The sequence below is a fragment of the Kitasatospora sp. NPDC048407 genome, from assembly GCF_043200475.1.
Classification (GTDB): Bacteria; Actinomycetota; Actinomycetes; order Streptomycetales; family Streptomycetaceae; genus Kitasatospora.
Window position 1 is genome coordinate 27,714 of record NZ_JBICXW010000026.1, and the last position, 22,184, is coordinate 49,897.

The 22,184-nt window shown below is 73.1% G+C and carries 23 protein-coding genes and 1 riboswitch; of the genes, 11 read left to right on the forward strand and 12 right to left on the reverse strand.

The genetic code is table 11. The features are described 5' to 3' along the window. The first annotated feature begins 1 nt into the window (after window position 1). Window positions 2-1,321, forward strand: coding sequence for a DUF58 domain-containing protein (locus tag ACGFWJ_RS31860; protein ID WP_392955653.1), 1,320 nt, complete (start codon window positions 2-4; stop codon window positions 1,319-1,321). Further along, on the forward strand, window positions 1,318-3,744 hold the full coding sequence (locus ACGFWJ_RS31865; protein WP_392955655.1) for a transglutaminaseTgpA domain-containing protein: 2,427 nt from the start codon (window positions 1,318-1,320) through the stop codon (window positions 3,742-3,744). Before ACGFWJ_RS31860 ends, ACGFWJ_RS31865 begins: the two co-directional genes overlap by 4 nt. Before the next feature lie 82 nt (window positions 3,745-3,826). On the opposite strand, the gene ACGFWJ_RS31870 is transcribed toward ACGFWJ_RS31865, so the two are convergent. The 3 genes from ACGFWJ_RS31870 to ACGFWJ_RS31880 all read right to left on the reverse strand — a co-directional run bounded on the left by ACGFWJ_RS31870 (window position 3,827) and on the right by ACGFWJ_RS31880 (window position 5,792). Beyond that, entirely contained in the window at window positions 3,827-4,204 is a 378-nt protein-coding gene (locus ACGFWJ_RS31870) for a DUF3040 domain-containing protein (RefSeq protein WP_387643760.1), read from the reverse strand. Window positions 4,205-4,444: 240 nt separating this feature from the next. After that, a complete protein-coding gene (locus ACGFWJ_RS31875; protein ID WP_387643758.1) occupies window positions 4,445-5,197 on the reverse strand; it encodes a methyltransferase domain-containing protein in 753 nt (250 codons plus the stop codon). Window positions 5,198-5,291: 94 nt separating this feature from the next. Next, window positions 5,292-5,792: an SAV_6107 family HEPN domain-containing protein gene (locus ACGFWJ_RS31880; RefSeq protein ID WP_392955658.1), complete on the reverse strand. Its 501-nt coding sequence runs from the start codon at window positions 5,790-5,792 to the stop codon at window positions 5,292-5,294. 445 nt (window positions 5,793-6,237) lie between these two features. Here ACGFWJ_RS31880 and ACGFWJ_RS31885 point away from each other — a divergent pair, with 445 nt between their 5' ends. Further along, complete coding sequence (locus tag ACGFWJ_RS31885; protein WP_392955660.1) at window positions 6,238-6,915, forward strand: DUF4126 domain-containing protein; 678 nt, start codon at window positions 6,238-6,240, stop codon at window positions 6,913-6,915. 75 nt (window positions 6,916-6,990) lie between these two features. Then, complete coding sequence (locus ACGFWJ_RS31890; RefSeq protein ID WP_392955662.1) at window positions 6,991-8,382, forward strand: phytoene desaturase family protein; 1,392 nt, start codon at window positions 6,991-6,993, stop codon at window positions 8,380-8,382. A 7-nt stretch (window positions 8,383-8,389) separates the two neighbouring features. Here ACGFWJ_RS31890 and ACGFWJ_RS31895 read toward each other — a convergent pair whose 3' ends face one another. Both ACGFWJ_RS31895 and metF read right to left on the reverse strand, forming a co-directional pair. Beyond that, entirely contained in the window at window positions 8,390-9,127 is a 738-nt protein-coding gene (locus tag ACGFWJ_RS31895; RefSeq protein WP_392955664.1) for a hypothetical protein, read from the reverse strand. A gap of 95 nt (window positions 9,128-9,222) precedes the next feature. After that, window positions 9,223-10,137 (reverse strand): methylenetetrahydrofolate reductase [NAD(P)H], encoded by a 915-nt coding sequence (metF, locus tag ACGFWJ_RS31900; RefSeq protein ID WP_387643745.1) that lies wholly within the window; start codon window positions 10,135-10,137, stop codon window positions 9,223-9,225. A 173-nt stretch (window positions 10,138-10,310) separates the two neighbouring features. On the opposite strand from metF, the gene ACGFWJ_RS31905 reads away from it, so the two are divergent. After that, entirely contained in the window at window positions 10,311-11,417 is a 1,107-nt protein-coding gene (locus ACGFWJ_RS31905; protein ID WP_392955666.1) for a polyprenyl synthetase family protein, read from the forward strand. On the opposite strand, the gene ACGFWJ_RS31910 is transcribed toward ACGFWJ_RS31905, so the two are convergent. From ACGFWJ_RS31910 to ACGFWJ_RS31925, 4 genes are all read right to left on the reverse strand, one after another. After that, window positions 11,418-12,023, reverse strand: a complete 606-nt coding sequence (locus ACGFWJ_RS31910; RefSeq protein ID WP_392955668.1) for a VanZ family protein — start codon at window positions 12,021-12,023, stop codon at window positions 11,418-11,420. Window positions 12,024-12,286: 263 nt separating this feature from the next. Further along, window positions 12,287-12,922 (reverse strand): thiamine phosphate synthase, encoded by a 636-nt coding sequence (thiE, locus tag ACGFWJ_RS31915; protein ID WP_392955670.1) that lies wholly within the window; start codon window positions 12,920-12,922, stop codon window positions 12,287-12,289. Further along, window positions 12,919-13,284 (reverse strand): Rv2175c family DNA-binding protein, encoded by a 366-nt coding sequence (locus ACGFWJ_RS31920; RefSeq protein WP_387643735.1) that lies wholly within the window; start codon window positions 13,282-13,284, stop codon window positions 12,919-12,921. The genes thiE and ACGFWJ_RS31920 overlap by 4 nt, the downstream gene beginning before the upstream one ends. Window positions 13,285-13,305: 21 nt before the next feature. Further along, window positions 13,306-14,511, reverse strand: a complete 1,206-nt coding sequence (locus ACGFWJ_RS31925; protein WP_392955673.1) for an NAD(P)/FAD-dependent oxidoreductase — start codon at window positions 14,509-14,511, stop codon at window positions 13,306-13,308. Between the two features lie 48 nt (window positions 14,512-14,559). Further along, window positions 14,560-14,672: riboswitch (TPP riboswitch) on the forward strand. On the opposite strand from ACGFWJ_RS31925, the gene thiO reads away from it, so the two are divergent. The 5 genes from thiO (at window position 14,667) to pknB (ending at window position 19,018) form a co-directional block, all read left to right on the forward strand. Then, window positions 14,667-15,812 (forward strand): glycine oxidase ThiO, encoded by a 1,146-nt coding sequence (gene thiO, locus ACGFWJ_RS31930; RefSeq protein WP_392955675.1) that lies wholly within the window; start codon window positions 14,667-14,669, stop codon window positions 15,810-15,812. Its footprint overlaps the riboswitch before it by 6 nt. Continuing rightward, the gene (thiS, locus tag ACGFWJ_RS31935; protein WP_387643727.1) at window positions 15,809-16,018 is read left to right on the forward strand and encodes a sulfur carrier protein ThiS; all 210 of its coding nucleotides are present in this window, start codon (window positions 15,809-15,811) and stop codon (window positions 16,016-16,018) included. The genes thiO and thiS overlap by 4 nt, the downstream gene beginning before the upstream one ends. A 1-nt stretch (window position 16,019) precedes the next feature. Further along, the gene (locus ACGFWJ_RS31940) at window positions 16,020-16,811 is read left to right on the forward strand and encodes a thiazole synthase (protein WP_387643724.1); all 792 of its coding nucleotides are present in this window, start codon (window positions 16,020-16,022) and stop codon (window positions 16,809-16,811) included. Between the two features lie 106 nt (window positions 16,812-16,917). Further along, the gene (locus ACGFWJ_RS31945; RefSeq protein WP_392955677.1) at window positions 16,918-17,223 is read left to right on the forward strand and encodes a hypothetical protein; all 306 of its coding nucleotides are present in this window, start codon (window positions 16,918-16,920) and stop codon (window positions 17,221-17,223) included. 64 nt (window positions 17,224-17,287) lie between these two features. After that, on the forward strand, window positions 17,288-19,018 hold the full coding sequence (pknB, locus tag ACGFWJ_RS31950) for a Stk1 family PASTA domain-containing Ser/Thr kinase (protein ID WP_392955737.1): 1,731 nt from the start codon (window positions 17,288-17,290) through the stop codon (window positions 19,016-19,018). Window positions 19,019-19,036: 18 nt separating this feature from the next. On the opposite strand, the gene ACGFWJ_RS31955 is transcribed toward pknB, so the two are convergent. Further along, a complete protein-coding gene (locus ACGFWJ_RS31955; RefSeq protein ID WP_392955679.1) occupies window positions 19,037-19,666 on the reverse strand; it encodes a sulfite oxidase-like oxidoreductase in 630 nt (209 codons plus the stop codon). Between the two features lie 313 nt (window positions 19,667-19,979). Between ACGFWJ_RS31955 and bfr the strand changes: the two genes are divergently transcribed. Continuing rightward, on the forward strand, window positions 19,980-20,459 hold the full coding sequence (gene bfr / locus ACGFWJ_RS31960; RefSeq protein WP_392955681.1) for a bacterioferritin: 480 nt from the start codon (window positions 19,980-19,982) through the stop codon (window positions 20,457-20,459). Window positions 20,460-20,472: 13 nt separating this feature from the next. Here the strand turns inward: bfr and ACGFWJ_RS31965 are convergent, their stop codons facing one another. Together ACGFWJ_RS31965 and ACGFWJ_RS31970 are read right to left on the reverse strand one after the other, a co-directional pair. After that, entirely contained in the window at window positions 20,473-20,706 is a 234-nt protein-coding gene (locus ACGFWJ_RS31965; protein WP_380481029.1) for a bacterioferritin-associated ferredoxin, read from the reverse strand. A 127-nt stretch (window positions 20,707-20,833) separates the two neighbouring features. Then, window positions 20,834-22,165 carry a class II 3-deoxy-7-phosphoheptulonate synthase gene (locus ACGFWJ_RS31970; RefSeq protein ID WP_387643716.1) on the reverse strand — a complete coding sequence of 444 codons (1,332 nt, stop codon included), beginning with the start codon at window positions 22,163-22,165 and terminating at the stop codon, window positions 20,834-20,836. Between the last annotated feature and the right edge of the window lie 19 nt (window positions 22,166-22,184).

The following is a 22,184-nucleotide window of genomic DNA, read 5'->3' on the forward strand; positions in this document are numbered from 1 at the left end:
GGTGGCGGGCCCCACCCGGCCCTCCGGGTTGCGCGCCGCCCTGAGCGGGCTCACCACCCGCGGACGTTCCTTCCTGGCCGCGGGCCTGACCGCCGCGCTCTGCGCGTACCTGTTCGGGCAGAGCGCGCTGTTCCAGGTCGGCGTGCTGCTCGCGATGCTGCCGCTGGCCTCCGCGCTGCTGCTGGTGCGCACCCGTTACCGGGTCGCCTCCGGCCGCCGGCTCAGCCCGCAGCGTGCGGCGGCCGGGCAGGAGGCCCGGGTGCACCTGCGGCTGGACAACATCTCCCGGGTGCCCACCGGCCTGCTGCTGCTGGAGGACAAGGTCCCGTACGTGCTGGGGCCCCGTCCGCGCTTCGTGCTGGACCGGGTCGAGCCGCGCGGCTTCCGCGAGGTGTCCTACCGGGTCCGCTCCGACCTGCGCGGCCGCTACCCGCTCGGCCCGCTTCAGCTGCGGCTGTCCGACCCGTTCGGGATGTGCGAGCTGACCCGCGCGTTCAGCGCCGCCGATGTGCTCACCGTGGTCCCGCAGGTCCAGGACCTGCCGCCGGTGCGGCTGCCCGGTGAGTCCGCCGGGCAGGGCGAGTCCAACACGCACACGCTGGCGCTGGCCGGCGACGACGACGTGATCCCGCGCGAGTACCGGCACGGCGACGACCTGCGCCGGGTGCACTGGAAGTCCACCGCCCGCTACGGCGAGCTGATGGTCCGCCGGGAGGAGCAGCCGCTCAGGGCCCGCGCCACCGTGCTGCTGGACACCCGGGAGATCGCGCACCGCGGCTCCGGCCCGGCCTCCTCGTTCGAGTGGGCGGTGTCCTGCGCGGCCTCGGTCACCGTCGACCTGGTGCAGCGCGGCTACCAGACCCGGCTGCTCACCGACACCGGCCGGGCCCACCCGCAGCACGGCGCCTCCGCCACCACCGCCGCCGAGAGCGTCGGCGTGCTGCTGGACGCCCTCGCCGTGGTCGAGCACTCCGACGGCACCGGCCTGGCCCGCGCCGAGGAGGTGCTGCGGCTGGGCGGCGAGGGCCTGCTGGTGGCGATCGTCGGCGACCTCGACGACGAGCAGATCGAGCGCCTGTCCCGGCTGCGCCGCCGTGTGGGCGGCGCGGTCGCCCTGCTGCTGGACACCGGCACCTGGGCGGGCCTGCGGCACCTCTTCCCGGACGCGTCCGACGAGCAGACCGACTCGGCGGTCGGCCGGCTGCGCGCGGCCGGCTGGACCGTCCTCCCGGTGCGGGCCGGCGACTCGCTGCCCGCGCTGTGGCGGGCCGCCGACCGCGCCCAGAACTCCGTTCCCTACCGAGACGAGGTCGGCGCGTGACCACCCGGGCCAAGTTGACGCTCTGCGCTGCCTTGGCGACCGCCCTGGCGGCGCTGTCCCTGTCCCCGCTGTTCAAGGACTCCTTCGCACTGGCCCCGCACGGCCTGCTGATGATCGTTGCCGCGGCCGCCGTCGGCTCCGGCCTGCGCGCCCTGCCGCTGCCCCGGGCCCTGGTGCTGCCGCTCCAGCTGCTCGCGGTGCTGTACGTGCTGATGCTGTCCACCGTGCAGTCCGCGATGAGCTTCGGCGTGCTGCCCGGCCCGGGCGCGCTGGACGCCGTCTCCACGCTGCTGGCCTCCGGCGGAAGCGACATCCAGGAGTACGCGATCCCCGCCCCGACCACCGACGGCCTGCGGCTGGTCGTGGTCGGCTCGGTCACCCTGGTCGCCGTCCTGGTCGACGCCCTGGCCGTCACCTACCGCCGGGCCGCCGCCGCGGGCCTGCCGCTGCTGGCCCTGTACTCGGTGGGCTGCGGCCTGGCCGACTCGCCCGGCGGCATGTGGCTGTGGTTCCTGTTCGCCGCGGCCGGCTACCTGGTCCTGCTGTACACCGAGGGTCAGGACCGGCTCACCCGCTGGGGCCGGGTCTTCCACGGCACCGGCCGCTCCGCCGTGGCGATGTCCAACGGCGGCCGCCGGGTCGGTCTGATCGCGCTGGCCGCCGCCGTCCTGCTGCCGGCCCTCGCGCCCGCGACCGGCGCCGGACTGTTCAGCGGCTTCGGCGGCCAGGGCAACGGCAACGGGAACGGCACCGGGGCGGGCGACGAACGCTCGCTCAACCTGGTGGTCGCCCTCACCGCCAACCTGCGCGCCAACGACGACACCGAACTGCTGCGCTTCTCCACCAACGCCACCGACGCCGACCAGCTCTACCTGCGGGTCGCCGCGCTCAGCGAGTTCGACGGCGCGGAGTGGAAGGCCGGCGAGCAGTCCGCCGAGCCGCTGCCGACCACGCTGCCCCAGCCCGAGGGCCAGGGCCCCGGCATCTCCAACACCACGGTCAACACCAACATCAAGATCTCCGACCGGCTCGGCACCACCTGGCTGCCGATGCCGTACCCGGTGTCCTGGATGGAACTGCCGTCCACCAGCAACTGGCGCTTCGACAAGACCTCCCGCACCGTGGCCGCCGTCAACGGCCAGAAGACCAACGGTCTGTCGTACAAGGTCGGCTCGTACAGCGTCGCCGCCGACGCCACCCAACTGCGCGCGGCCGCCCCGCCGCCCGAGGACATCACCCGGCGCTACCTGGGGCTGCCGAACAACCTGCCCTCCGTGGTCGGCGAGACCGCCAAGAAGATCACCCAGGGCGCCGACAACCCGTACGACAAGGCCGTCGCCCTCCAGCAGTACTTCACCAAGGGCGACTTCACCTACAACACCAAGATCGAACCGCGTACCGGGCCGGACGCCATCGCCAAGTTCCTCCAGGACAAGGAGGGCTTCTGCGTGCACTTCGCCGCCACCATGGCCGCGATGTCCCGCGAGCTCGGCATCCCCTCCCGGGTCGCCATCGGCTTCACCCCCGGCACCGGCGACGCCTCCAACCGGATCGTGCGCAGCTCCAACTACCACGCGTGGCCCGAGCTGTACTTCTCCGGCCTCGGCTGGATGCGCTTCGAGCCCACCCCCGGCCGGGGCACCGTCCCGTTGTACTCGCTCCCGAAGACCTCCAACTCGGCCCAGCCCAGCACCCAGCCCAGCGCCTCCGCGTCCGCCGACCAGCCCTCCGCCGGGCCGTCCGCGTCCAGCTCCTGCGGCACGCAGCAGCAGCACCGGATCGGCGACTGCGCCGACGAGGCCGTGCTCGCCGAGCACCGGACCACCAGCACCCCGTGGTGGCAGACCTGGCCCGCCCTGCTCGCCGCGGCCGGCCTGCTCCTGCTGCTCGTCCTGGCGGCCACGCCCATGATGCTGCGGCGACGGCTCCGCAAGCGCCGCCTCGGCGTCGGACGGCACGCGCCCGGCGCCGACGGGCCCCGGCTCAGCGACGAGCAGGTGCTCGCCGCCTGGGCCGAACTCGTCGACTCCGCCTGGGACCTGGGCCTGCCCCCGGACGAGGCACGCACTCCCCGGAACGCCGCCCGCCGGCTCGCCGAGGACGCCCACCTCGCCCCCGCCGCCGCCGAGGCCGCCGGCCGGGTCGCGCTCGCCACCGAACGCGTCATGTACGCCCGCGAGTCCGACCCGTCCCCGCAACTCGGCAGCGACGTCCACACCGTCCGTACGGGCCTGCTCACCCAGGCCACCCGCCGCCGGCGGCTGCGCGCCCTGCTGCTGCCCGCCTCCACCGTCCGCTTCTGGTGGCGCACCCAGGACCGCGTGGCCGCCCTCCGCGAACGCACCGCCGAACGCACGGCCAGGGTCCGCGCAGCGGTCAGCGACCGGCTGCCCCGGCCGTTCCGGCGGGCGCCGAAGGACTGACCGCCCCGGCAGTGCGAAAAGAGATCCGCCCGAGGAGGGAAACTCCCTCCTCGGGCGGATCTCTGTATTGGTTCCGGTTGCGCTACAGCCCGCTCTGCTCATCGCGGCGCCGCTGCCAGCGCTGTTCCATTCGGTCCACGACACCGGTCTTCCGGCGAGGCGCTGCCGCCTGCCGTGGACCGTGTCCGGCCGGGCCTCGACGCCACGCGGTGACCGCGAGGACCGCACAGCCCAGCATTACCAGGAACCCGACCACGCTGACCCAGATGACCTGCGCGACCAGGCCGCCCATGAGCAGCGCGATGCCCGCCACGAACCCCGCCGCGGCCAGGTAGACCCGCCGACGGGTGTAGGTGCGCAGGCCGGTTCCCTCAAGCGCTGACGCGAACTTGGGATCTTCGGCGTACAGCGCTCGCTCCATCTGCTCGAGCAGTCGCTGCTCGTGCTCCGAGAGCGGCACGGAGTCCTCCTACTCGTCGGTCGCGGGGCGACCGGTCCGCCACCCCTGGCTCGGGCCTGTGTGGTCCATATGCCCCACCGGTCTGGCCGTCATGCTTACCGGCTTTACCCAGATCATACGGTCCACCGGCCCTGTTCGGCGTGGTCAATCAGGCGTGGCTCGGGCCACTGCGACGCAGGGCCCGCACCTCTGCAACGAGCGGACCCGCAACTTGGTGCCCCGGTACGCGTCTCCGGGCGGTCAGACCGCTTCGGCGAGAAGGTGGAGCTGAGTGGCGACAGCGTGGAAGGCGGGCTGCTCGGCGGCGGCCAACTCCAGCTTGAGCAGGGCGTCGAACGCGCCGGGCTCGGTGTCGACCAGGACGCCGGGGACCAGGTCGGCGAAGACCCGGACACCGTGCACCGAGGTGACCTTCAGGCCGGCGTCGGTGGCGAGGGTGCCGAGCTGGTCGCCGGTGAAGCGGCGGGGCATCGGGTCTCCGGCACCCCAGCGGCCGTCGGGGGCGTCCAGCACGGCGCGGGCGTCGGCGAACTGGCCGGCCACCGCGCGGGCCAGCACGGCACCGTTGCGGTTGGCGGCGAGCAGGCTGACCAGACCGCCCTTGCCGAGCGTGCCGACCAGGTTGCCGAGCGCCTCGGCCGGGTCGTCGACGACCTCCAGCACGCCGTGGCAGAGCACCGCGTCGACCGAGCCGGCCGGAACCAGCTCGGGCAGCGTCTGGGTGTCTCCCTGGACGGCGCGCACCAGGTCGGTGACCCCGGCCTCGGCGGCCCGCCGTTCCAGGGCGAACAGCGCGTCGGGGCTGGGGTCGACCACGGTGACCCGGTGGCCCAGCCGGGCCACCGGCACGGCGAAGTTGCCGGTGCCGCCGCCGGTGTCCACGACCTCCAGGACCGGCCGTCCGAGCTCGGCGGAGCGCCGCTCCAGCGCCGACCGCAGCACCTCCCACACCACGGCGGTACGCAGCGCACTGCGGGGACGAGTCGGATACAAGGCGGCACCCCTCATAGGCAGGACTTCCACGGCGGGAACGCCCTCACCCTATCCGGCCGGACAGGGCGCCTCCGGTACGGCGCCGGTGCCGGGCTCAGGGGTGCACGGCCAGGATCCGCTCCACGATGCGCAGGTAGAGGGCGGTGTTGCGGATCAGGTCGTCCGCGTCGCGCTCCCCGGCGGCACCGGCGATGCCGGCCTCGGCGGCGGCGCGGCGGCGGGCGCCGGCGGCGAAGTAGGCGGCCCACTCGGTGAGTTCGGGAGCGACCTCGGACAGCAGCTCCCAGGCCGGACGGATCGCGTGCCGGCGGCGCGGGCTGCGCTCCGGACGGCCGCGGACCGCGAGCACGGCGGCGGTGGCGCGCAGCGCGGCGAGATGGGCGGTGGCGTAGCGCTCCAGCGGATCCTGCCGGCCGCGGGCGTGCACCAGGGTGCGGTGCGCGTGCCGGAGCAGTTCGAGCGCGGCCGACGAGGCGGGAACCCGCCGCAGCACCGGGTGGACGTCGGCTCCGCGCGCGGCGGGCAGGGTGGGCTGGTCGACGGTGGGTTGATCGACGGCAGGGCGGGCGACAGGCTCAGGACGGCTGATGGTCATGGGTCTCCCCCGTTCACTCCGGACCTTGCCCGGGCCGGTCGGCCCGGTCATGCATCCATCGTGAACGGGGGGTCTGACAACTCCGGACCGTTCGTGCCCGGCCGGTCGTCCCCACGGCCGCTCCCCCGGTCGAAGCCGGGCTCCGCCGCCCCGTGTCGGCGGTGCCCGGCCCCGTCGGGCGGCCGTTTGGTCGCGCCCAGGGCCTGTGGTGCGGGCCAGCTGTCCCCCGTTGACGGTGGCCTGCCCCGGGCGCTTCGGGCGGCTCACCCGGCGGCGGCCTTCCCGTTGCCCACTACTGTGCCGTCGCGGCGTCACAGCGGGAACCCGCCCGAGTACTCAACCGGTGATCTGAGTACGCGTACTCAGACACCCCCGGCGGTCGGCGGGGGCGGGTACGGTGGGCCGGATTTCCGCCCGAGAGCCGGGCGGGCGAAGGGGGGCCGTGGTGGGAGCCGTTCCGCTGATCTTCACCAGTGGCTGGGCGAGCGGGATCAACGCCTACGCCGTGGTGCTGCTGCTGGGCCTGTTCGGCCGCTTCGGCGGCGCCGAGACGGTACCGCCGGTGCTGGAACGCACCGACGTGCTGATCGCCGCCGCGGCGCTCTTCCTCTGCGAGGCCGTGCTGGACAAGATCCCCTACGTCGACAGCGTCTGGGACGTCCTGCACACCTTCGTCCGCCCCATCGCCGGCGCCACCGTCGGCGCCCTGATGGCGGCCCACGACCCCGGCTCCCTCGGCGAAGTCGCCGCCGGCGCGATCGGCGGAACGACGGCCCTGCTCAGCCACGGCGTCAAGGCGGGCCTGCGAATGGCCGTGAACACCTCCCCGGAACCCGCCACCAACATCCTGGTCAGCCTCGCCGAAGACCTCTCCGTGGCGGGCCTGGTGACCCTCGCGGTCTTCCACCCCTGGCTCGCCGCCTCGGCGGCGGCGGTCCTGCTGCTGCTCGGCGTGCTGCTGGTGTGGTTCGCGGTGTCCCGGATCCGACGCTTCTGGCTGCGCCGCAAGGAGCGCCGGCAGGCGAAGGCAAGGGTGCGAAACCAGGGAGAGCGCAACGAGGGGCGCGGGGAACTGCGCGAGGCGGAAGGCACCCGGCAGCAAGATCGCGACCCCGCACAGTGACCTGAACGTGGACGCGCCCTCGCAGGCGGGCACTCCCCGGCAGCGCCACGTGAAGGCCGCATAAGATCTCCTGCCATGGCTCGCATTCTCGTCGTCGGCGCAGGTATGGGCGGTCTGGCCGCCGCGTCCAGGCTGGCCACTCTCGGGCACCGGGTGACGGTGCTGGAGGCGGCCGGGACGTACGGCGGGCAGGTGGGGGCGTACCGGCGGGAGGGGTTCGGGTTCGACACCGGGCCGGGTCTGCTCGCGCTGCCCGCGGTGTACCGGGACCTCGCGCTGAAGACCGGCCGGGAGCCGCTGGAGCAGCTGGTCGGGTTGCGGCCGGTGGATCCGGAGAGCCGGCACCTGTTCGCGGACGGCACCGAGCTGGTGCTGCCGAACGCGTCCCGCGGCGGGGTCGGCGAGGCCCTGGACGGGGCTTTCGGCGCGGGCGCGGGTGCGCGGTGGAACGACATGGTCAACCGGGGCCGGACGGTGTGGGAGGCCACCCGCCGTCCGCTGCTGGAGGAGCCCCGTCCGGCGGTCGACCCGGCCGATCCGTACCCGGTGCCGCCGCGCCGCGGGCTGTCCCGGCTGCTGCCGCGCGGGCGCCACACGCTGGCCGATGTCGCCGCCCAGGAGTTGGCGGGTGCGCCCGGCCCGTCGGCGCTGCTCGCCGAGTACGCGTTGCGGTACGGCCTGAACCCGCTTTCCGCGCCCGCCTCGGCGACCGTCCTGCCGTACATGGAGCAGTCGTTCGGCGTCTGGTACGTGGACGGCGGTCTGCGGGCGCTCGCCGACGCGGTGTTCGAGCGCTGCGAGAAGCGCGGGGTCGAGTTCCGTTTCGGCACGCCCGTACGGGAGTTGGAGCGTTCGGGCGGCCGGGTCACCGGTGTCCGCACCGACGACGGGACGCTGGCCGCCGACCTGGTGCTGTCGGCCGTTCCCGGGCTGGGTGTCGCCGCGCCCGCCGAGCCCGCACCCGGCCGTTTCACGGTGCTGCTCGCGCTGAACGGTGCCCGCCCGGCCGGCACCGCGCACCGCACCGTGCTGCACGGCGCGGACGTCGCCGCCGAGGCCCGCGCGGTCTTCGCCGACCGCACCCTGCCCGAGCGTCCCACCGTCCAACTGCTGCGCCCGGACGACCCGTTGCTGGTGCCCGGGCCCGACTCCGAGGCGGCCGTACTGACCGTCACCGTCCCGGCCGGGCTGGAGTTGACCGATGCTCAGCAGGACGCCTACGCCGACGAGTTGCTGGCCCGGCTGGCCGCCGCGGGCGTCGACCTGCGTGCGCGGCTGCGCTGGCGGGAGACCCGGCTGACCGCCTCCGTCCCGGCGCCCGCGCTGGCCGGCGGGCGGCTCGGCCAGGCCAACGAGGCGGGCGAGCCCGGCCTGTACCTGATCGGCGCGTACGCCCATCCCGGCGGCGGGCTGGCCCGGGTCGGGATGTCCGCCTCGATCACGGCCGGGTTGATCGGCCCGGCCTGACGGGCGCTCAGTACTGCTGCTGGTAGCCCCAGTTGTGCTGCTGCTCGCCCGGCTGCTGCGGGATGTACGGCTGCTGCGGGATGTACGGCTGCTGCTGGTACTGCTCCGGCTGGTACTGCTGCTGTTGCGGGTACTGGTAGACCGGCTGGCCGTACTCGTCGTAGCCGATCAGCTGCGGCTGCTGGGCGTACGGGTCCTGGTAGGCCTGCTGCTGGTGGCCGAACTGCGGCTCCGGCTGCTGGTAGTAGTACTGCTGCTGGTCGGGCTGCTGCTGGTAGGCGACCGGTTCGTCGGTGTAGATGCCCGCGTCGATCTCCTGGAACTCCTCGTACGCGTACGGCTGTTCGTCCACCGGCTCGTCCTCGACCGGGCCGACCTCGCCGACCTTCGGGGCCGCCGCGGCCACCGCCACCGCGGCGGTCGCCCCGCCGGTGGCCGCGGCCAGCAGCGGGACCTTGGCCAGCGGGCCGGGGAGGGTGCCGTCCGCGCGGCGCAGCGACCAGCCCACCGGGCGGCCGCGCTTGACCGAGAGGGTGACCATCGCCTGCCCGGCCGCGAAGGCCGCGGCGCCCGCGACTATCACCGGAACGGAGGACTGCGTCATCCCCGCGACCACCCCGAGGAAGCCCGCCAGGGCCAGCGCCCGCCAGTGCAGCGCGGCCCGGTTCTGCAGCAGCAGTTCGGCCGTCAGCCAGACCGCGACCAGCGCCAACGCGCCATAGAGGAACAGGTTTCCGATGCCCATCCCGCAACCTCCAGACGCCACCATCACCGCGCGATTGCGGGCGACTGTACCGCCTCCGGGCAAACACCACAGCATCCCGTCCACCCGGACGGCGGTCAGTGCTTGTGGAGGCCCAGGTTCTGGTAGATCTCCAGCGTCGAGGTGCTGTGGTTGAGGGTGATGAAGTGCAGGCCGGGGGCGCCCTCCGCGAGGAGCCTCTCGGCCATGACGGTGGCGTGTTCGAGGCCGACGGCGCGGACTTCGGCCGGGTTGTCGGCGGCGGCCTCAAGGCGGCGGCGGAAGTCGGGCGGGAAGTCGGAGCCGGACAGCTGGGGGAAGCGGACCAGCTGGCGGATGTTGGTGACCGGCATGATCTCCGGGATGATCGGCGTCTCGCAGCCGGCCGCGGCGACCCGGTCGCGCAGCCGCAGGTAGTCCTCGACCTCGAAGAACATCTGGGTGATCGCGTAGTCCGCGCCGGCCCGGCACTTGGCGACGAAGTGCTTGATGTCCTCGTCCCACTCGCTGGAGCGCGGGTGCATCTGCGGGAACGCGGCCACGCCGACGCAGAAGTCGCCGATGCCCTTGATGAGTTCGACCAGTTCGTAGGCGTAGCTGACGCCGTCGGGGTGACGGACCCACTCGCCCATCGGGTCGCCGGGCGGGTCGCCCCGGACGGCGAGCACGTTGCGCACGCCCTCGTCGGCGTACTGGCCGATGATGTTGCGCAGTTCGGCCACCGAATGGTCGACGGCGGTGAGGTGCGCGACGGGGGTCAGGGTGGTTTCGGTGGCGATCCGGCCGACCAGGTTGACGGTGCGGCCTCGGGAGGATCCGCCGGCGCCGTAGGTCATGCAGACGAAGTTCGGGTCGAGCGCCTCGACGCGGCGGATCGCGTCCCAGAGTTTGCGCTCGCCCTCTTCGTTGCGGGGCGGCATGAACTCGAAGGAGAAGGAGCGGTCGCCTGCCGCCAGCAGGTCGCGCACGGTCTGGGCGCGGTCGCTTCTGGTGGAGGGAATCCCGAGTGCCATGCAGGCAGGTTAGCGTTCGGCGGCGCGGCCCGGACAAACCGAGTCCAGGGGTTGAGACAGTAATCGAGATTCCCCCGGGCGCGTCCCGGCGGTCCGGCCCGGGCGTCGGCGGACGAGTGCACCCAGGCGGGGGCGTTAGTCTGACTGTCAGACCAATCTATCCGGAGTTCCAGGTGCCCTCCTCCATCCGTCTTCCCCGCAACCCCGTCGATGCGGAGGACGTGCGCGACCGCGTCAACGCCGTGCTCAGCGCGTTCATGGCCGAACGGACCGCCCTGCTCTCCGGCATCTCCGACCAGCTCGGTCCGGTCGCCGGCGCGCTGCGCGAGTTCCTGCTCGACGGCGGCAAGCGGCTGCGCCCGGCGTTCTGCTACTGGGGCTGGCGCGCGGCCGGCGGCTGCGCCGAGGAACCCGGCATCGAACGCGCCGCGGCCGCCCTGGAGCTGCTCCAGGCCAGCGCCCTGGTGCACGACGACCTGATGGACCGCAGCGACACCCGCCGCGGCCTGCCGTCCGTGCACCGCCGCTTCGAGGGCATGCACCGGGCCAACGGCTGGCGCGGCGACCGCGAACAGTACGGCGCGTCCGCTGCGGTGCTGCTCGGCGACCTGCTGCTGATCTGGTGCGACGAGCTGTTCCAGCGCTCGGGCCTGCCCGCCCCTGCGGTGTCCGCCGCCAAGCCCGTGTTCGACCTGATGCGCACCGAGGTCATGCTCGGCCAGTACCTGGACGTGCTGGAGCCGGTGGCCGGCGACTCCACCGACGCCGACGCACTGGACCGGGCGCGGACGGTACTGCACTACAAGTCCGCGAAGTACACCATCGAGCGCCCGCTGCAGGTCGGCGCACTGCTGGCCGGCGCCGGCCCCGACCTGGTCGAGGCGCTCGGCAACTTCGGCCTGCCGCTCGGCGAGGCCTTCCAGCTGCGCGACGACCTGCTCGGCGTGTTCGGCGACCCGGCGGTCACCGGCAAGCCGGCCGGCGACGACCTGCGCGAGGGCAAGCGCACCCTGCTCGTCGCGCACGCGATGCGCGGACTCTCGGAGCTCGACGCCAAGACCCTGGACACCCGGCTCGGCGCGCCCGACCTCACCCCGGACGAGGTGGCCGAGCTGCGCGAACTGATCTCCGCCAGCGGCGCCCCGGCGATCGTCGAGGCCCGCATCGACCAGCTGCTCACCGAGGCACTGACCGCCCTGCACAACGCGCCGATCGCCGACGGCCCGACCCGCGAGGTGCTCCAGGCCCTGGCGGACGCGGCGACGGTGCGCAAGTACTGATCAGCGGTCCCGCCACCGCCGGGAGGCGAGCGCGGCCAGCCCGGCGCCGGCGGCGTTCAGCAGGACGTCGTCCACCGAGGAGACCCGGTCCAGCCACAGCACGTACTGGGCCGTCTCCACCAGCACCGAGCAGGCCGCACCCAGCGCCAGCACCCGCGGCACCGTGAGCGATCGGAACCGGATCGGCGCGAAGAAGCCGAGCGCCGCGAACACCAGCAGGTTGCCGCCGATCTGCACCGTCGCGGTCACCGGCGTGCCCTGGGTGAGGACCTCGTACAGGTCCCGAAACGGCACCAGGCTGACCCGCCGGGGCGCGACACCCGCCCCCGGGCCCGGCAGCAGGATCATCCAGACCCACGGCACTGTCCCGTGCACCATGGCGACCTCGGCGAAGGCGGCTCGGCGCCGGGAGAGCACCCGCACCAGCACAGCCGACAGCGGCAACGCGGCCAACGACCAGAACACCGCCGCATTGACCGTCCCGAGCCACGGCTGCCACCCGGCACGGTGATGCAACGGCCGCTGCGCAACGAAAGCCACTGCCGTGGCGAGAACGGCGACCGGGGCGAGCAGCACGGCCCGGCGGGCCGGGGATATGGGATTCACGACTGCACGGAGGCCGCCGAGCCGTGCCGCGGTTCCAGGGAGGCGCGAACGGGTGCGAAACCAGGGAGAGCACAACCGGGGGCGCGTGGGGGTACCTCCCGGCCCGCTAGGGCTGGGGGAGAACTGCGCGAAGCGGAAGGCACCCAACCGCAAGATCGCGACGCAGGGCAATGACCTGCACTTGATCGCGACCTTGCGGACAGGCCTTGCGCTTGTCGCGCAGTTCCCCGCGCCCCCGGTTTCGCGCCCCCCTCCCTGCCCACCTACCGCAGCCTGGCAGCCAGTTGTGCCGCCGCCGCGCCCGGGTCCTCCGCGGCGGTGAGGGCGCGGACGACCACGATGCGGGTGGCGCCGGCGGCCAGGACCTGGTCGAGGTTGTCCTGGTCGATACCGCCGATCGCGAACCACGGCCGGACAGGCCTCGCGGCAGCCGCGTGGCGGACCAGGTCGAGGCCGGGGGCGTGGCGGCCGGGCTTGGTGGGGGTGGGCCAGACCGGGCCGGTGCAGAAGTAGTCGACGCCGGGCTCGGTGATCGCCGCGTCCACCTCGGCCTCGGAGTGGCAGGAGCGCCCGATCAGCACGTCCTCGCCGAGGATGGCGCGGGCCACGGCCACCGGCAGGTCGTCCTGCCCGAGGTGCAGCACGTCGGGGCGGGCGTCGAAGGCGACGTCGGCACGGTCGTTGACGGCCAGCAGTTTGCCGTGGCGCTTGGCCGCGTCCGCGAAGACCTCGAGGTACTCGAGTTCCTGGCGGGCCTCCAGGTTCTTGTCCCGGAGCTGGACGATGTCGACGCCGCCGGCCAGCACGGCGTCCAGGAAGTCGGCCAGGTCGCCCTGCTCGCGCCGGGCGTCGGTGCAGAGGTAGAGCCTGGCGTCGGCGAGCTGCTGCCGGGGCGTCACAGTGCCATGGCCTGGGCGCGGCGCTTGACCTCGGTGCCGCGGTTCTCGCGCAGGGCCTGGATCGGGCTGCCGGGGAGGGACGGGTCCTCGGTGAACATCCACTCGAGGATCTCCTCGTCGGAGAAGCCGCAGTCGCGGAGCACCGTGAGGGTGCCGACCAGGTGCTTGACCGGGCCGTCGTCCTCGATGAAGTCGGCAGGCACCTGGAGGGAGTTGTTCGCGCCGCGGCGGACGGCCAGCAGGGTGCGGTTCTTCACCATGTCGCGGACCTCGGTGATCACCACGCCCCACCGCTCCGAGATGTCGGGCAGGTACAGCCACGCGGGGACCAGGGCGTCAATCTTGGGATCAATCTTGCTCACGGCACCCAGCCTACCCACCCGCTACCCGGCGGCGGCCTTCAGCTGGACGGCCGGGTCGGCGGCGAGCGCCGGATCGAGCACCGTGCCGCGTTCGATCAGGCGGCGGCCCTGCGCGAGGTCGCGCGGCCGGTCCACGGCGAGCAGCGCGACCAGCTTGCCGTCGCGCAGCCAGAGCACCGTCCAGTCGCGCTCGGAGGGGGAGCCGCGCCACAGCAGGTGGTCGGCGCCGGCGTGCCGGCCCGCGTACTGCACCATGCGGTCGAACTGCTCGGACCAGAAGTACGGGACGGGGTCGTAGGGCGTGTCCAGGGTGCCGAGCACCGAGGCGGCGACGGCGCCACCGGAGTGCAGGGCGTGGTCCCAGTGCTGGACGGCGAGCCGGGTGCCGAACCGGGCGGACGGGTAGGAGACGCAGTCGCCGACCGCCCAGACGCCGGGCAGCGCGGTGCGCAGCCGGTCGTCCACCGGGACGGTGCCGTCGGGGTCGAGGGCGAGCGGGCTGTCGGCGAGCCAGCCGGTGGCGGGGCGGGCGCCGATGCCGACCACCACCTCGTCGGCGGGCAGGTGGGTGCCGTCGGCGAGCAGCACCCCGCCGTCGGCGGCCCCGGCGACGCCGACGCCGCAGCGCAGTTCGACGCCGGCTGCGGCGTACCAGTCGGTCATCAGGGTGCCGAGTTCGGCGGGCAGCGCCCCGGCCAGCGGGGTGGCGGCGGCCTCGACGACGGTGACGTGGCAGCCCAGGGCGCGGGCGACGGTGGCGGTCTCGGCGCCGATCCAGCCCGCGCCGACCAGCACGATCCGCTTGTCGGGGGTGAGCGCGGCGCGCAGCGCGTGCGCGTCGTCGACGGTGCGCAAGGTGCGCGCGTCGGGCAGACCGGGCAGCGTGCGCGGGTCGGCGCCGGTGGCGATCACCAGGGCGCCGTACGGGAGTTCGCCGCGGTCGGTGTGCAGCACGCCGGCGTTCAGGCCGGTGGCGCGGTGGCCGGTGCGCAGTTCGACGCCGAGGTCGGTCCAGTCGATCTCGAAGGCGGTGGCGTCGGTCTTGCCGAGCAGCACGTCCTTGGACAGCGGCGGCCGGTCGTACGGGAGGTGGAGTTCCTCGCCGACCAGGGTGATCGCGCCCTGCCAGCCACCCTGTCGCAGGTTCAGGGCGGCCTGTGCGCCCGCCATGCCCGCCCCGACCACGACGACCCGGTCCGTTGCCCTCAGTTCAGCCACGGCGTCCACCCTAACCGGCCTGATGTCGGCAGGGGCACCGGCGTTAAAGTGGAGGGACTGAACTATCACGGGAGCCCGGCGCACCGGGCTGAGAGGCGGGCTGTGGCGGCCCGCGACCGTCCGAACCTGATCCGGGTCATGCCGGCGAAGGGAGAAGAAGCGCTGTGGCACATTTCGACGTGCTGGTGATCGGCGGGGGCATCATCGGCCTCGGCGTCGCCTGGCGTACCGCGCAGCGCGGGCTGAGCGTCGCGGTGGTGGACCCGTCGCCGGGCGGCGGCGCGGCCCAGGTCGCCGCGGGCATGCTCGCGCCGGTCACCGAACTCCAGTACGGCGAGGAGCCGTTGCTGCGCCTGGGCATGGCGTCCAACGAGCGCTACGGGGCGTTCGCCGCCGAGCTGACCGAGCTGACCGGCCTGGACACCGGCTACCGCCGCACCGGCACGCTGGCCGTCGCGCTGGACTCCGACGACCGCGAGGAACTGCGCGAACTGCACGCTTTCCACGGCCGGCTGGGCCTGGAGTCCACGTGGCTGACCGGCCGGGAGTGCCGCCGGCTGGAGCCGATGCTGGCGCCGGGCATACGCGGCGGCCTGCACGTCGCCGAGGACCACCAGGTGGACGGCCGCCGCCTCGCCGCCGCGCTGGTCGCGGCCTGCAAGCTGCTCGGCGTCGCCTTCCACCGCACCCAGGCCGCCGAACTGGTGACGGACGGCGAACGGGCGCTCGGCGTCCGCCTGTTGAGCGGCGAGCAGCTGACGGCCGGCCGGACGGTGCTGGCGGCCGGCTCGCGCAGCCACCTGCTGCCGGGCCTGCCGGACGGGGTGCTGCCGGCCATCCGCCCGGTCAAGGGGCAGGTGCTGCGGCTGCGCGTCCCGAAGCTGTACGCGCCGTTCCTGTCCCGCAATGTGCGCGCCGTGGTGCGCGGGCAGCACCTGTACCTGGTGCCGCGCGCCGACGGCGAGTTGGTGATCGGCGCGACCACCGAGGAGATGGGCCACGACACCACCGTCACCGCGGGCGGCGTGTACGAGCTGCTCCGGGATGCGCACGAACTCGTCCCCGGCATCACCGAGTTGCCGCTGGTGGAGACGGGCGCGGGGCTGCGGCCCGGCTCCCCCGACAACGCGCCGCTGCTCGGCCCGACCGCGCTGCCCGGCCTGGCCGCCGCCACCGGGCACTACCGCAACGGCGTGCTGCTCACCCCCGTCACCGCCGACCTGCTCGCCGACTACCTGGCCACCGGCGAACTCCACCCGCTGGCCGCGGACTTCACCCCCGACCGCTTCCGCACCGAGGTGCCCGCATGAACACCGTCGCCCTGACCGTCAACGGCGAACCCCGCACGCTGCCCGCCGCCACCACGCTGGACGTGCTGGTCGCCGAGGTGTCCGCCGCCAACACCGGCGTCGCCGCCGCCGTCAACGAGGCCGTGGTGCCGCGCAGTTCGTGGCCCGCCACGGCGCTCGGCGACGGCGACCGGGTGGAGATCCTCACCGCCGTGCAGGGAGGCTGAGATGGCCGACGACCTGCTGACCATCGGCGACACCACCTTCACCTCCCGCCTGATCATGGGCACCGGCGGCGCCCCCAGCCTGGATGTGCTGGAGCAGGCGCTGCGGGTCTCCGGCACCGAACTGACCACGGTGGCGATGCGCCGGGTCAACACCGCCACCCAGGGCTCGGTGCTGGAGGTGCTGGCCCGCAACGGCATCCGGATCCTCCCGAACACGGCCGGCTGCTACACCGCGGGCGAGGCCGTGCTCACCGCCCGCCTGGCCCGCGAGGCGCTCGGCACCGACTGGGTGAAGCTCGAGGTGATCGCCGACGAGCGCACCCTGCTGCCCGACCCGATCGAACTCCTGGACGCCGCCGAGACCTTGGTCGACGACGGCTTCACCGTGCTGCCGTACACCAACGACGACCCGGTGCTGGCCCGCAAGCTGGAGGACGTCGGCTGCGCGGCGATCATGCCGCTGGGCTCGCCGATCGGCTCCGGCCTGGGCATCCGCAACCCGCACAACTTCCAGCTGATCGTGGAGTCCGCGAACGTCCCGGTGGTCCTCGACGCGGGCGCCGGCACCGCCAGCGACGTCGCCCTGGCGATGGAACTCGGCTGCTCCGCCGTCATGCTGGCCTCCGCCGTGACCCGCGCCCAGGAGCCCGTCCTGATGGCCGACGCGATGCGCCGCGCCGTCGAGGCCGGCCGCCTCGCCCACCGGGCCGGCCGGATCCCGCGCCGCTACTACGCCGAGGCCTCCTCCCCCACCACCGGCCTGGCCGACACCCGGGAGCGCCCCGCGTTCTGACGGCGGGTTCCCCGCTGTGTCCCGGTTCGGGAACGGTCCGCCCCACGACCGCTCCCGCACCCGGGCCAGCTGCCACCATGGCACCTCCATGCGGAAGGGGGATTCTGTGGAACGCTCGGGCGACCGCGCCACCGACCTGCTCGGCGCGGCGATGGCCTGGGCGCCGATCGTGCTGATCGACGGTTTCCTGTTGACCAGGATCTGGGGCACGCGTCTGTCGCTGCTGGGCACCGTGCTGCTGCTGGGCCCGATGCTGCTCGGCGCCGCGATCGGCGCGGCCACCGCACGTCGGCACCCGACGACGGCGCGGCGCTGGCTGCGGGCGGGCGTGGGGGCACTGATCGGGCACGCGCTGCAACTGGCGCTGCTGATCACGTTGCTGATGCTCTTCCCGCCGCGCATCCCCTGGTGACGGGCTCGACACCGGGCCCCTGCCGGACCGCACGTGCTTCGGCCCCTAGACTCCTCGGGTGGACATGACCATAGGTGACCCTCTGCTCGGCGTGCTGCTCGACGGGCGCTACCGGGTCGAGCAGCGGATCGCCGTCGGCGGCATGTCGACCGTCTACCGCGGCACCGACACCCGGCTCGACCGGGCCGTCGCGCTGAAGGTGATGCATCCTTCGCTGGCGGGCGACGCCGACTTCACGGCGCGGTTCATCCGTGAGGCGAAGGCGGTGGCGCGGCTCGCGCACCCCAATGTGGTCAACGTGCTGGACCAGGGCGCGGATCCGCGCGCGGTGTTCATGGCGATGGAGTACGTCCCCGGCCATACCCTGCGCGACCTGCTGCGCGATCGCGGCGCGCTCTCGGTGCGGGCCGCGCTGGACGTCCTGGAGCCGGTGCTGGCGGCGCTCGGCGCGGCGCACCGGGCGGGCCTGGTGCACCGGGACGTGAAGCCGGAGAACGTGCTGATCACCGACAACGGCATGGTGAAGGTCGCGGACTTCGGCCTGGTCCGGATCATGGGCGCCGCCGACTCGAACACCACCGCCGCCACCGAGGCGGGCCAACTGCTCGGCACCGTCTCGTACCTGGCCCCGGAGCAGATCCGCCAGGACGCGGCCACCGACCAGCGGGTGGACGTCTACGCGGCGGGCATCCTGCTGTACGAGATGCTGACCGGCACCAAGCCGCACACCGGCGAGAACGCCGCCCAGGTGATGTACCGCCACCTGCACGAGGACGTCCCGGCGCCGTCCCGCACCGCCCCCGCCGTGGGCCCGGAGCTGGACGCGCTGGTCGCCGCCGCCACCGCCCGCGACCCGCAGGCCCGGCCGTGGGACGCGGTGGAGCTGCTGGCGGCCGTGCAACGGGTGCGCCGGGCGCTGCCGGACGGGCAGTTGGACGCGGAGCCGCCGGCCTCGCACCGGCCCACCCCGCAGTTCGGCCCGGGCGAGGCGACCGCGGTGATCAGCGCCCCGCCCGGCCTGGAGCGCACCAGCGTGCTGGACGTCCCGCCGGACCTGCTGCCGCCGATCCGCCCGGTGAACGAGGACCCGCCGCCGCGCCGCCGCCGCAGCGCGCCCCGGCGCAGCCGCACCCCGCTGATCTGGTCGGCGGTGGTGCTCGTGGTGGTGCTGCTGGTCGGCGGCGTGACGTACACGCTGTCCGGCGCGGTGTACGCGACGGTGCCGAGCGTGCTGGGGCAGAGCCGGCAGCAGGCCGTCACGGTGCTGGACAAGCAGGGCCTGCACGGCACGTTCAGCGAGCAGTTCAGCGAGTCGGTGCAGGCCGGCCAGGTGATCTCCACCGACCCGGGGGTGGGCGCCAAGGTCCGCAAGAGCGACGCGGTGAAGGTGGTCGTCTCGCGCGGCCCGGAGCGAGTGCCGGTGCCGGAGGTGGCGAACCGTCCGCTGGCCGAGGCGTCCAAGGCGCTGTCCGGCGCCAGGCTGACGGCGGGCACCACCACCGAGCAGTTCAGCGACTCGGTGCCGAAGGGCGCGGTGATCTCCACCGACCCGGCGCCCGGAACGGCGCTGTCCCCGAACTCGCCGGTGGCGCTGACGGTCTCCAAGGGCATGCACCTGGTGCCGGACGTCTCCGGGATGAGCAAGGACGACGCGGCGAAGGCCCTGCAGGACGCGGGCTTCACCGCTCAGGTCTCCGGTCTGCTGCCGTTCGGCAAGGTGACGGAGCAGTCCCCCGCGGCGGGGACGCCGCGCCCGCAGGGGTCGACGGTGACCATCACCATCAGCCTCTTCTGAACCTCGCCCCGCCGGGGTTCAGCGCAGCGGGCCGTCGCCGTCCTGCTCCTGGTAGGAGTAGCGCTGCTCCTGCCAGGGGTCGGCCCGGTTGTGGTAGCCGCGTTCCTCCCAGAAGCCGCGGCGGTCGGCGCGCATGTACTCGACGGCGCGCACCCACTTGGGGCCCTTCCAGGCGTACAGGTGCGGCACCACCAGGCGGACCGGGAAGCCGTGTTCGAGGGTGAGCGGCTGCCCGTCGTGGTGGGTGGCGAAGACCGTCGCCGGATCCGCGAAGTCGGCGAGCCGCAGGTTGGCGCTGTAGCCGAACTCGGCCCACACCATGACGTGGGTGACGCCCGGGTCGGGCGGGACCAGGTCGAGCACTGTCCGGGCGGCGACGCCGCACCACTCGTTGTCGAGCATGGAGAACTTGGTGACGCAGTGGAAGTCGCCGCGGACGGTCACCTTGGGCAGCGCGTGGAAGGCGGCGAAGTCCCACCTGGCCTTCTCCGCGTCGGCGGTCGCCCCGAACACCTGGAAGTCCCAGCTGTCCGGTTTGAATCTGGGCACCGGACCGTAGTGCAGAACGGGCCAGCCGCGCTGCCGGCGCTGGCCGGGCGGAAGCCTCGGGTCAGACGGCGGCGGCTGTTCCGATTGGTGCTGGCCCATGGCTCCATGGTGACAGACGGCGCCCGGCGAACCGTGCGCGCCCCCGCCGCGCGCCCCTTCAGGAACGCATTCCGACGGAGGGGGGCAACATGAGGCAAATCCGCCCGGACCTCCGTTCAGGCGTTCGGGCCAGATACCTCCGTACGGCCCAATCCGTGCGACGTTCGCGCAGGTCAGCGAATTTCCGCACCGGCAGAAACGCCGATTCCCGGCCGCCCGGTAAGCGTGAACTTACTGGAAGTGAACCCGACCGGCTGCCACGATGCGGGCAAACCGGCACCGGCCGGAATTGACCACGTCAGGAAGGCAGGCCATGCAGGGAGATCCCGAGGTCGTCGAGTTCCTCAACGAGCAGCTGACCGCCGAACTCACCGCGATCAACCAGTACTTCCTGCACTCCAAGATGCAGGAGAACAACGGCTGGACCAAGCTCGCCAAGTACACCCGGCACGAGTCCTTCGACGAGATGAAGCACGCCGAGACACTCACCGACCGGATCCTGTTCCTGGAGGGCCTGCCGAACTACCAGCGGCTGTTCCACGTCCGGATCGGGCAGACCGTCAAGGAGATGTTCGAGGCCGACCGACAGGTCGAGGTGGAGGCGATCGACCGCCTCAAGCGCGGGATCGTGGTGATGCGCGCCAAGAACGACGTCACCTCGGCGAACATCTTCGAGGACATCCTGGCCGACGAGGAACACCACATCGACTACCTGGACACCCAGCTGGAACTGCTGGACAAGCTCGGCGAGGCGCTCTACCTGGCGCAGCTGATCGAACAGCCGGAGACCTGAGCCGCGGCGCCGGTCAGGCGGCCTGCGGGGCGGCCGGCCCGGCCAGGCCCAGGCGCTCGGCCAACCGGGCCGTCGGACACGGGCGGGCGCCGTGCTCGCCGAGCAGCGCCTGGATGCGCCGCACGCAGGAACCGCAGTCGGTGCCGGCCTTGCAGCCCCGGGCTATCTGACGCGGGGTGGTGGCACCCTCGTCGATCTCCTGCTTGACCCGGGCCTCGGTGACCGCGTGGCACATGCACACGTACATGTGCGGCCCCTTCCGTGCTCGGCGTTGTTTACTGAGCCTTACCTTACTTGATGCTTCGGACACGAAGAAGGCCCCTCCGCCTCGGATCACCCGAAAACGGAGGGGCCTTCGTCACACCTGGCCGGGGCTACTGGTTGCGGTACATCTCCGCGACCAGGAACGCCAGGTCCAGCGACTGGCTGCGGTTGAGCCGCGGGTCGCAGGCCGTCTCGTAGCGCTGGTGCAGGTCGTCGACCAGCACCTCGTCGCCGCCGCCGACGCACTCGGTGACGTCGTCGCCGGTCAGCTCCATGTGGATGCCGCCCGGGTGGGTGCCGAGCGCGCGGTGCACCTCGAAGAAGCCCTTGACCTCGTCGAGCACGTCGTCGAAGTTGCGGGTCTTGTGGCCGCTGGACGCCTCGAAGGTGTTGCCGTGCATCGGGTCGCTGATCCACACGACCTGGGCGCCGGACGCGGTGACCTTCTCCACCAGGGTGGGCAGGTGGTCGCGGATCTTGCCCGCGCCCATCCGGGTGATGAAGGTAAGTCGGCCGGGCTCGCGGTCCGGGTCCAGCCGGTCGATCAGGGTGAGCGCCTCGTCGACCGTGGTGGTCGGGCCGAGCTTCACGCCGATCGGGTTGCGGATCTTCGAGGCGAACTCGATGTGCGCGTGGTCCAGCTGGCGGGTGCGCTCACCGATCCACACCATGTGGCCGGAGACGTCGTACAGGTCGCCGGTGCGCGAGTCGGTGCGGGTCAGCGCCGTCTCGTAGTCCAGGATCAGCGCCTCGTGCGAGGAGAAGAACTCGACCGTCTTGAACTCCTCGGGGGCCACCCCACAGGCGTTCATGAAGGCCAGCGCCTGATCGATCTCCCGGGCCAGCTGCTCGTAGCGCTGACCGGCCGGGGAGTTGCGCACGAAGTCCTGGTTCCAGGCGTGCACCTGGCGCAGGTCGGCGTAACCACCGGTGGTGAAGGCGCGCACCAGGTTCAGCGTCGACGCGGAGGCGTTGTACATCCGCTTCAGGCGCTCCGGGTCCGGGATCCGGGACTCGGGGGTGAACTCGAAGCCGTTCACCGAGTCACCGCGGTACACCGGCAGCGTCACGCCGTCACGGGTCTCGGTGTTCTTCGAACGCGGCTTGGAGTACTGGCCGGCGATCCGGCCGACCTTCACCACCGGGACGGAGGCGGCGTAGGTGAGCACCGCCGCCATCTGGAGCAGGGTCTTCAGCTTGTTGCGGATCTGGTCGGCCGACACGGCGTCGAACGCCTCGGCGCAGTCACCGCCCTGCAGCAGGAACGCCTCACCACGCGCGACGGCGCCGAGCCGGGCGCGCAGCTGGTCGCACTCGCCGGCGAAGACGAGCGGCGGATAGGAGGCGAGCTCCGCAAGGGTCTTGCGCAGAGCCTCTTGGTCCGGCCATTCAGGCTGCTGCGCCGCGGGCAGGGACTGCCAGGAGTGGTTAGTCACGGTCACAGAAGCAAGGCTACGGGTT

Bases quoted from the DNA above. Each gene is read 5' to 3' on its own strand.
- metF (WP_387643745.1), bottom strand. From the start codon at position 10,137: ATGGCACTCGGGATTCCCTCCACCAGAAGCGACCGCGCCCAGACCGTG.
- ACGFWJ_RS31955 (WP_392955679.1), bottom strand. From the start codon at position 19,666: ATGGGCCAGCACCAATCGGAACAGCCGCCGCCGTCTGACCCGAGGCTT.
- ACGFWJ_RS31880 (WP_392955658.1), bottom strand. From the start codon at position 5,792: ATGACCATCAGCCGTCCTGAGCCTGTCGCCCGCCCTGCCGTCGATCAA.
- pknB (WP_392955737.1), top strand. From the start codon at position 17,288: ATGACCATAGGTGACCCTCTGCTCGGCGTGCTGCTCGACGGGCGCTAC.
- ACGFWJ_RS31890 (WP_392955662.1), top strand. From the start codon at position 6,991: ATGGCTCGCATTCTCGTCGTCGGCGCAGGTATGGGCGGTCTGGCCGCC.
- thiS (WP_387643727.1), top strand. From the start codon at position 15,809: ATGAACACCGTCGCCCTGACCGTCAACGGCGAACCCCGCACGCTGCCC.
- ACGFWJ_RS31965 (WP_380481029.1), bottom strand. From the start codon at position 20,706: ATGTACGTGTGCATGTGCCACGCGGTCACCGAGGCCCGGGTCAAGCAG.
- ACGFWJ_RS31940 (WP_387643724.1), top strand. From the start codon at position 16,020: ATGGCCGACGACCTGCTGACCATCGGCGACACCACCTTCACCTCCCGC.
- bfr (WP_392955681.1), top strand. From the start codon at position 19,980: ATGCAGGGAGATCCCGAGGTCGTCGAGTTCCTCAACGAGCAGCTGACC.
- ACGFWJ_RS31895 (WP_392955664.1), bottom strand. From the start codon at position 9,127: ATGGGCATCGGAAACCTGTTCCTCTATGGCGCGTTGGCGCTGGTCGCG.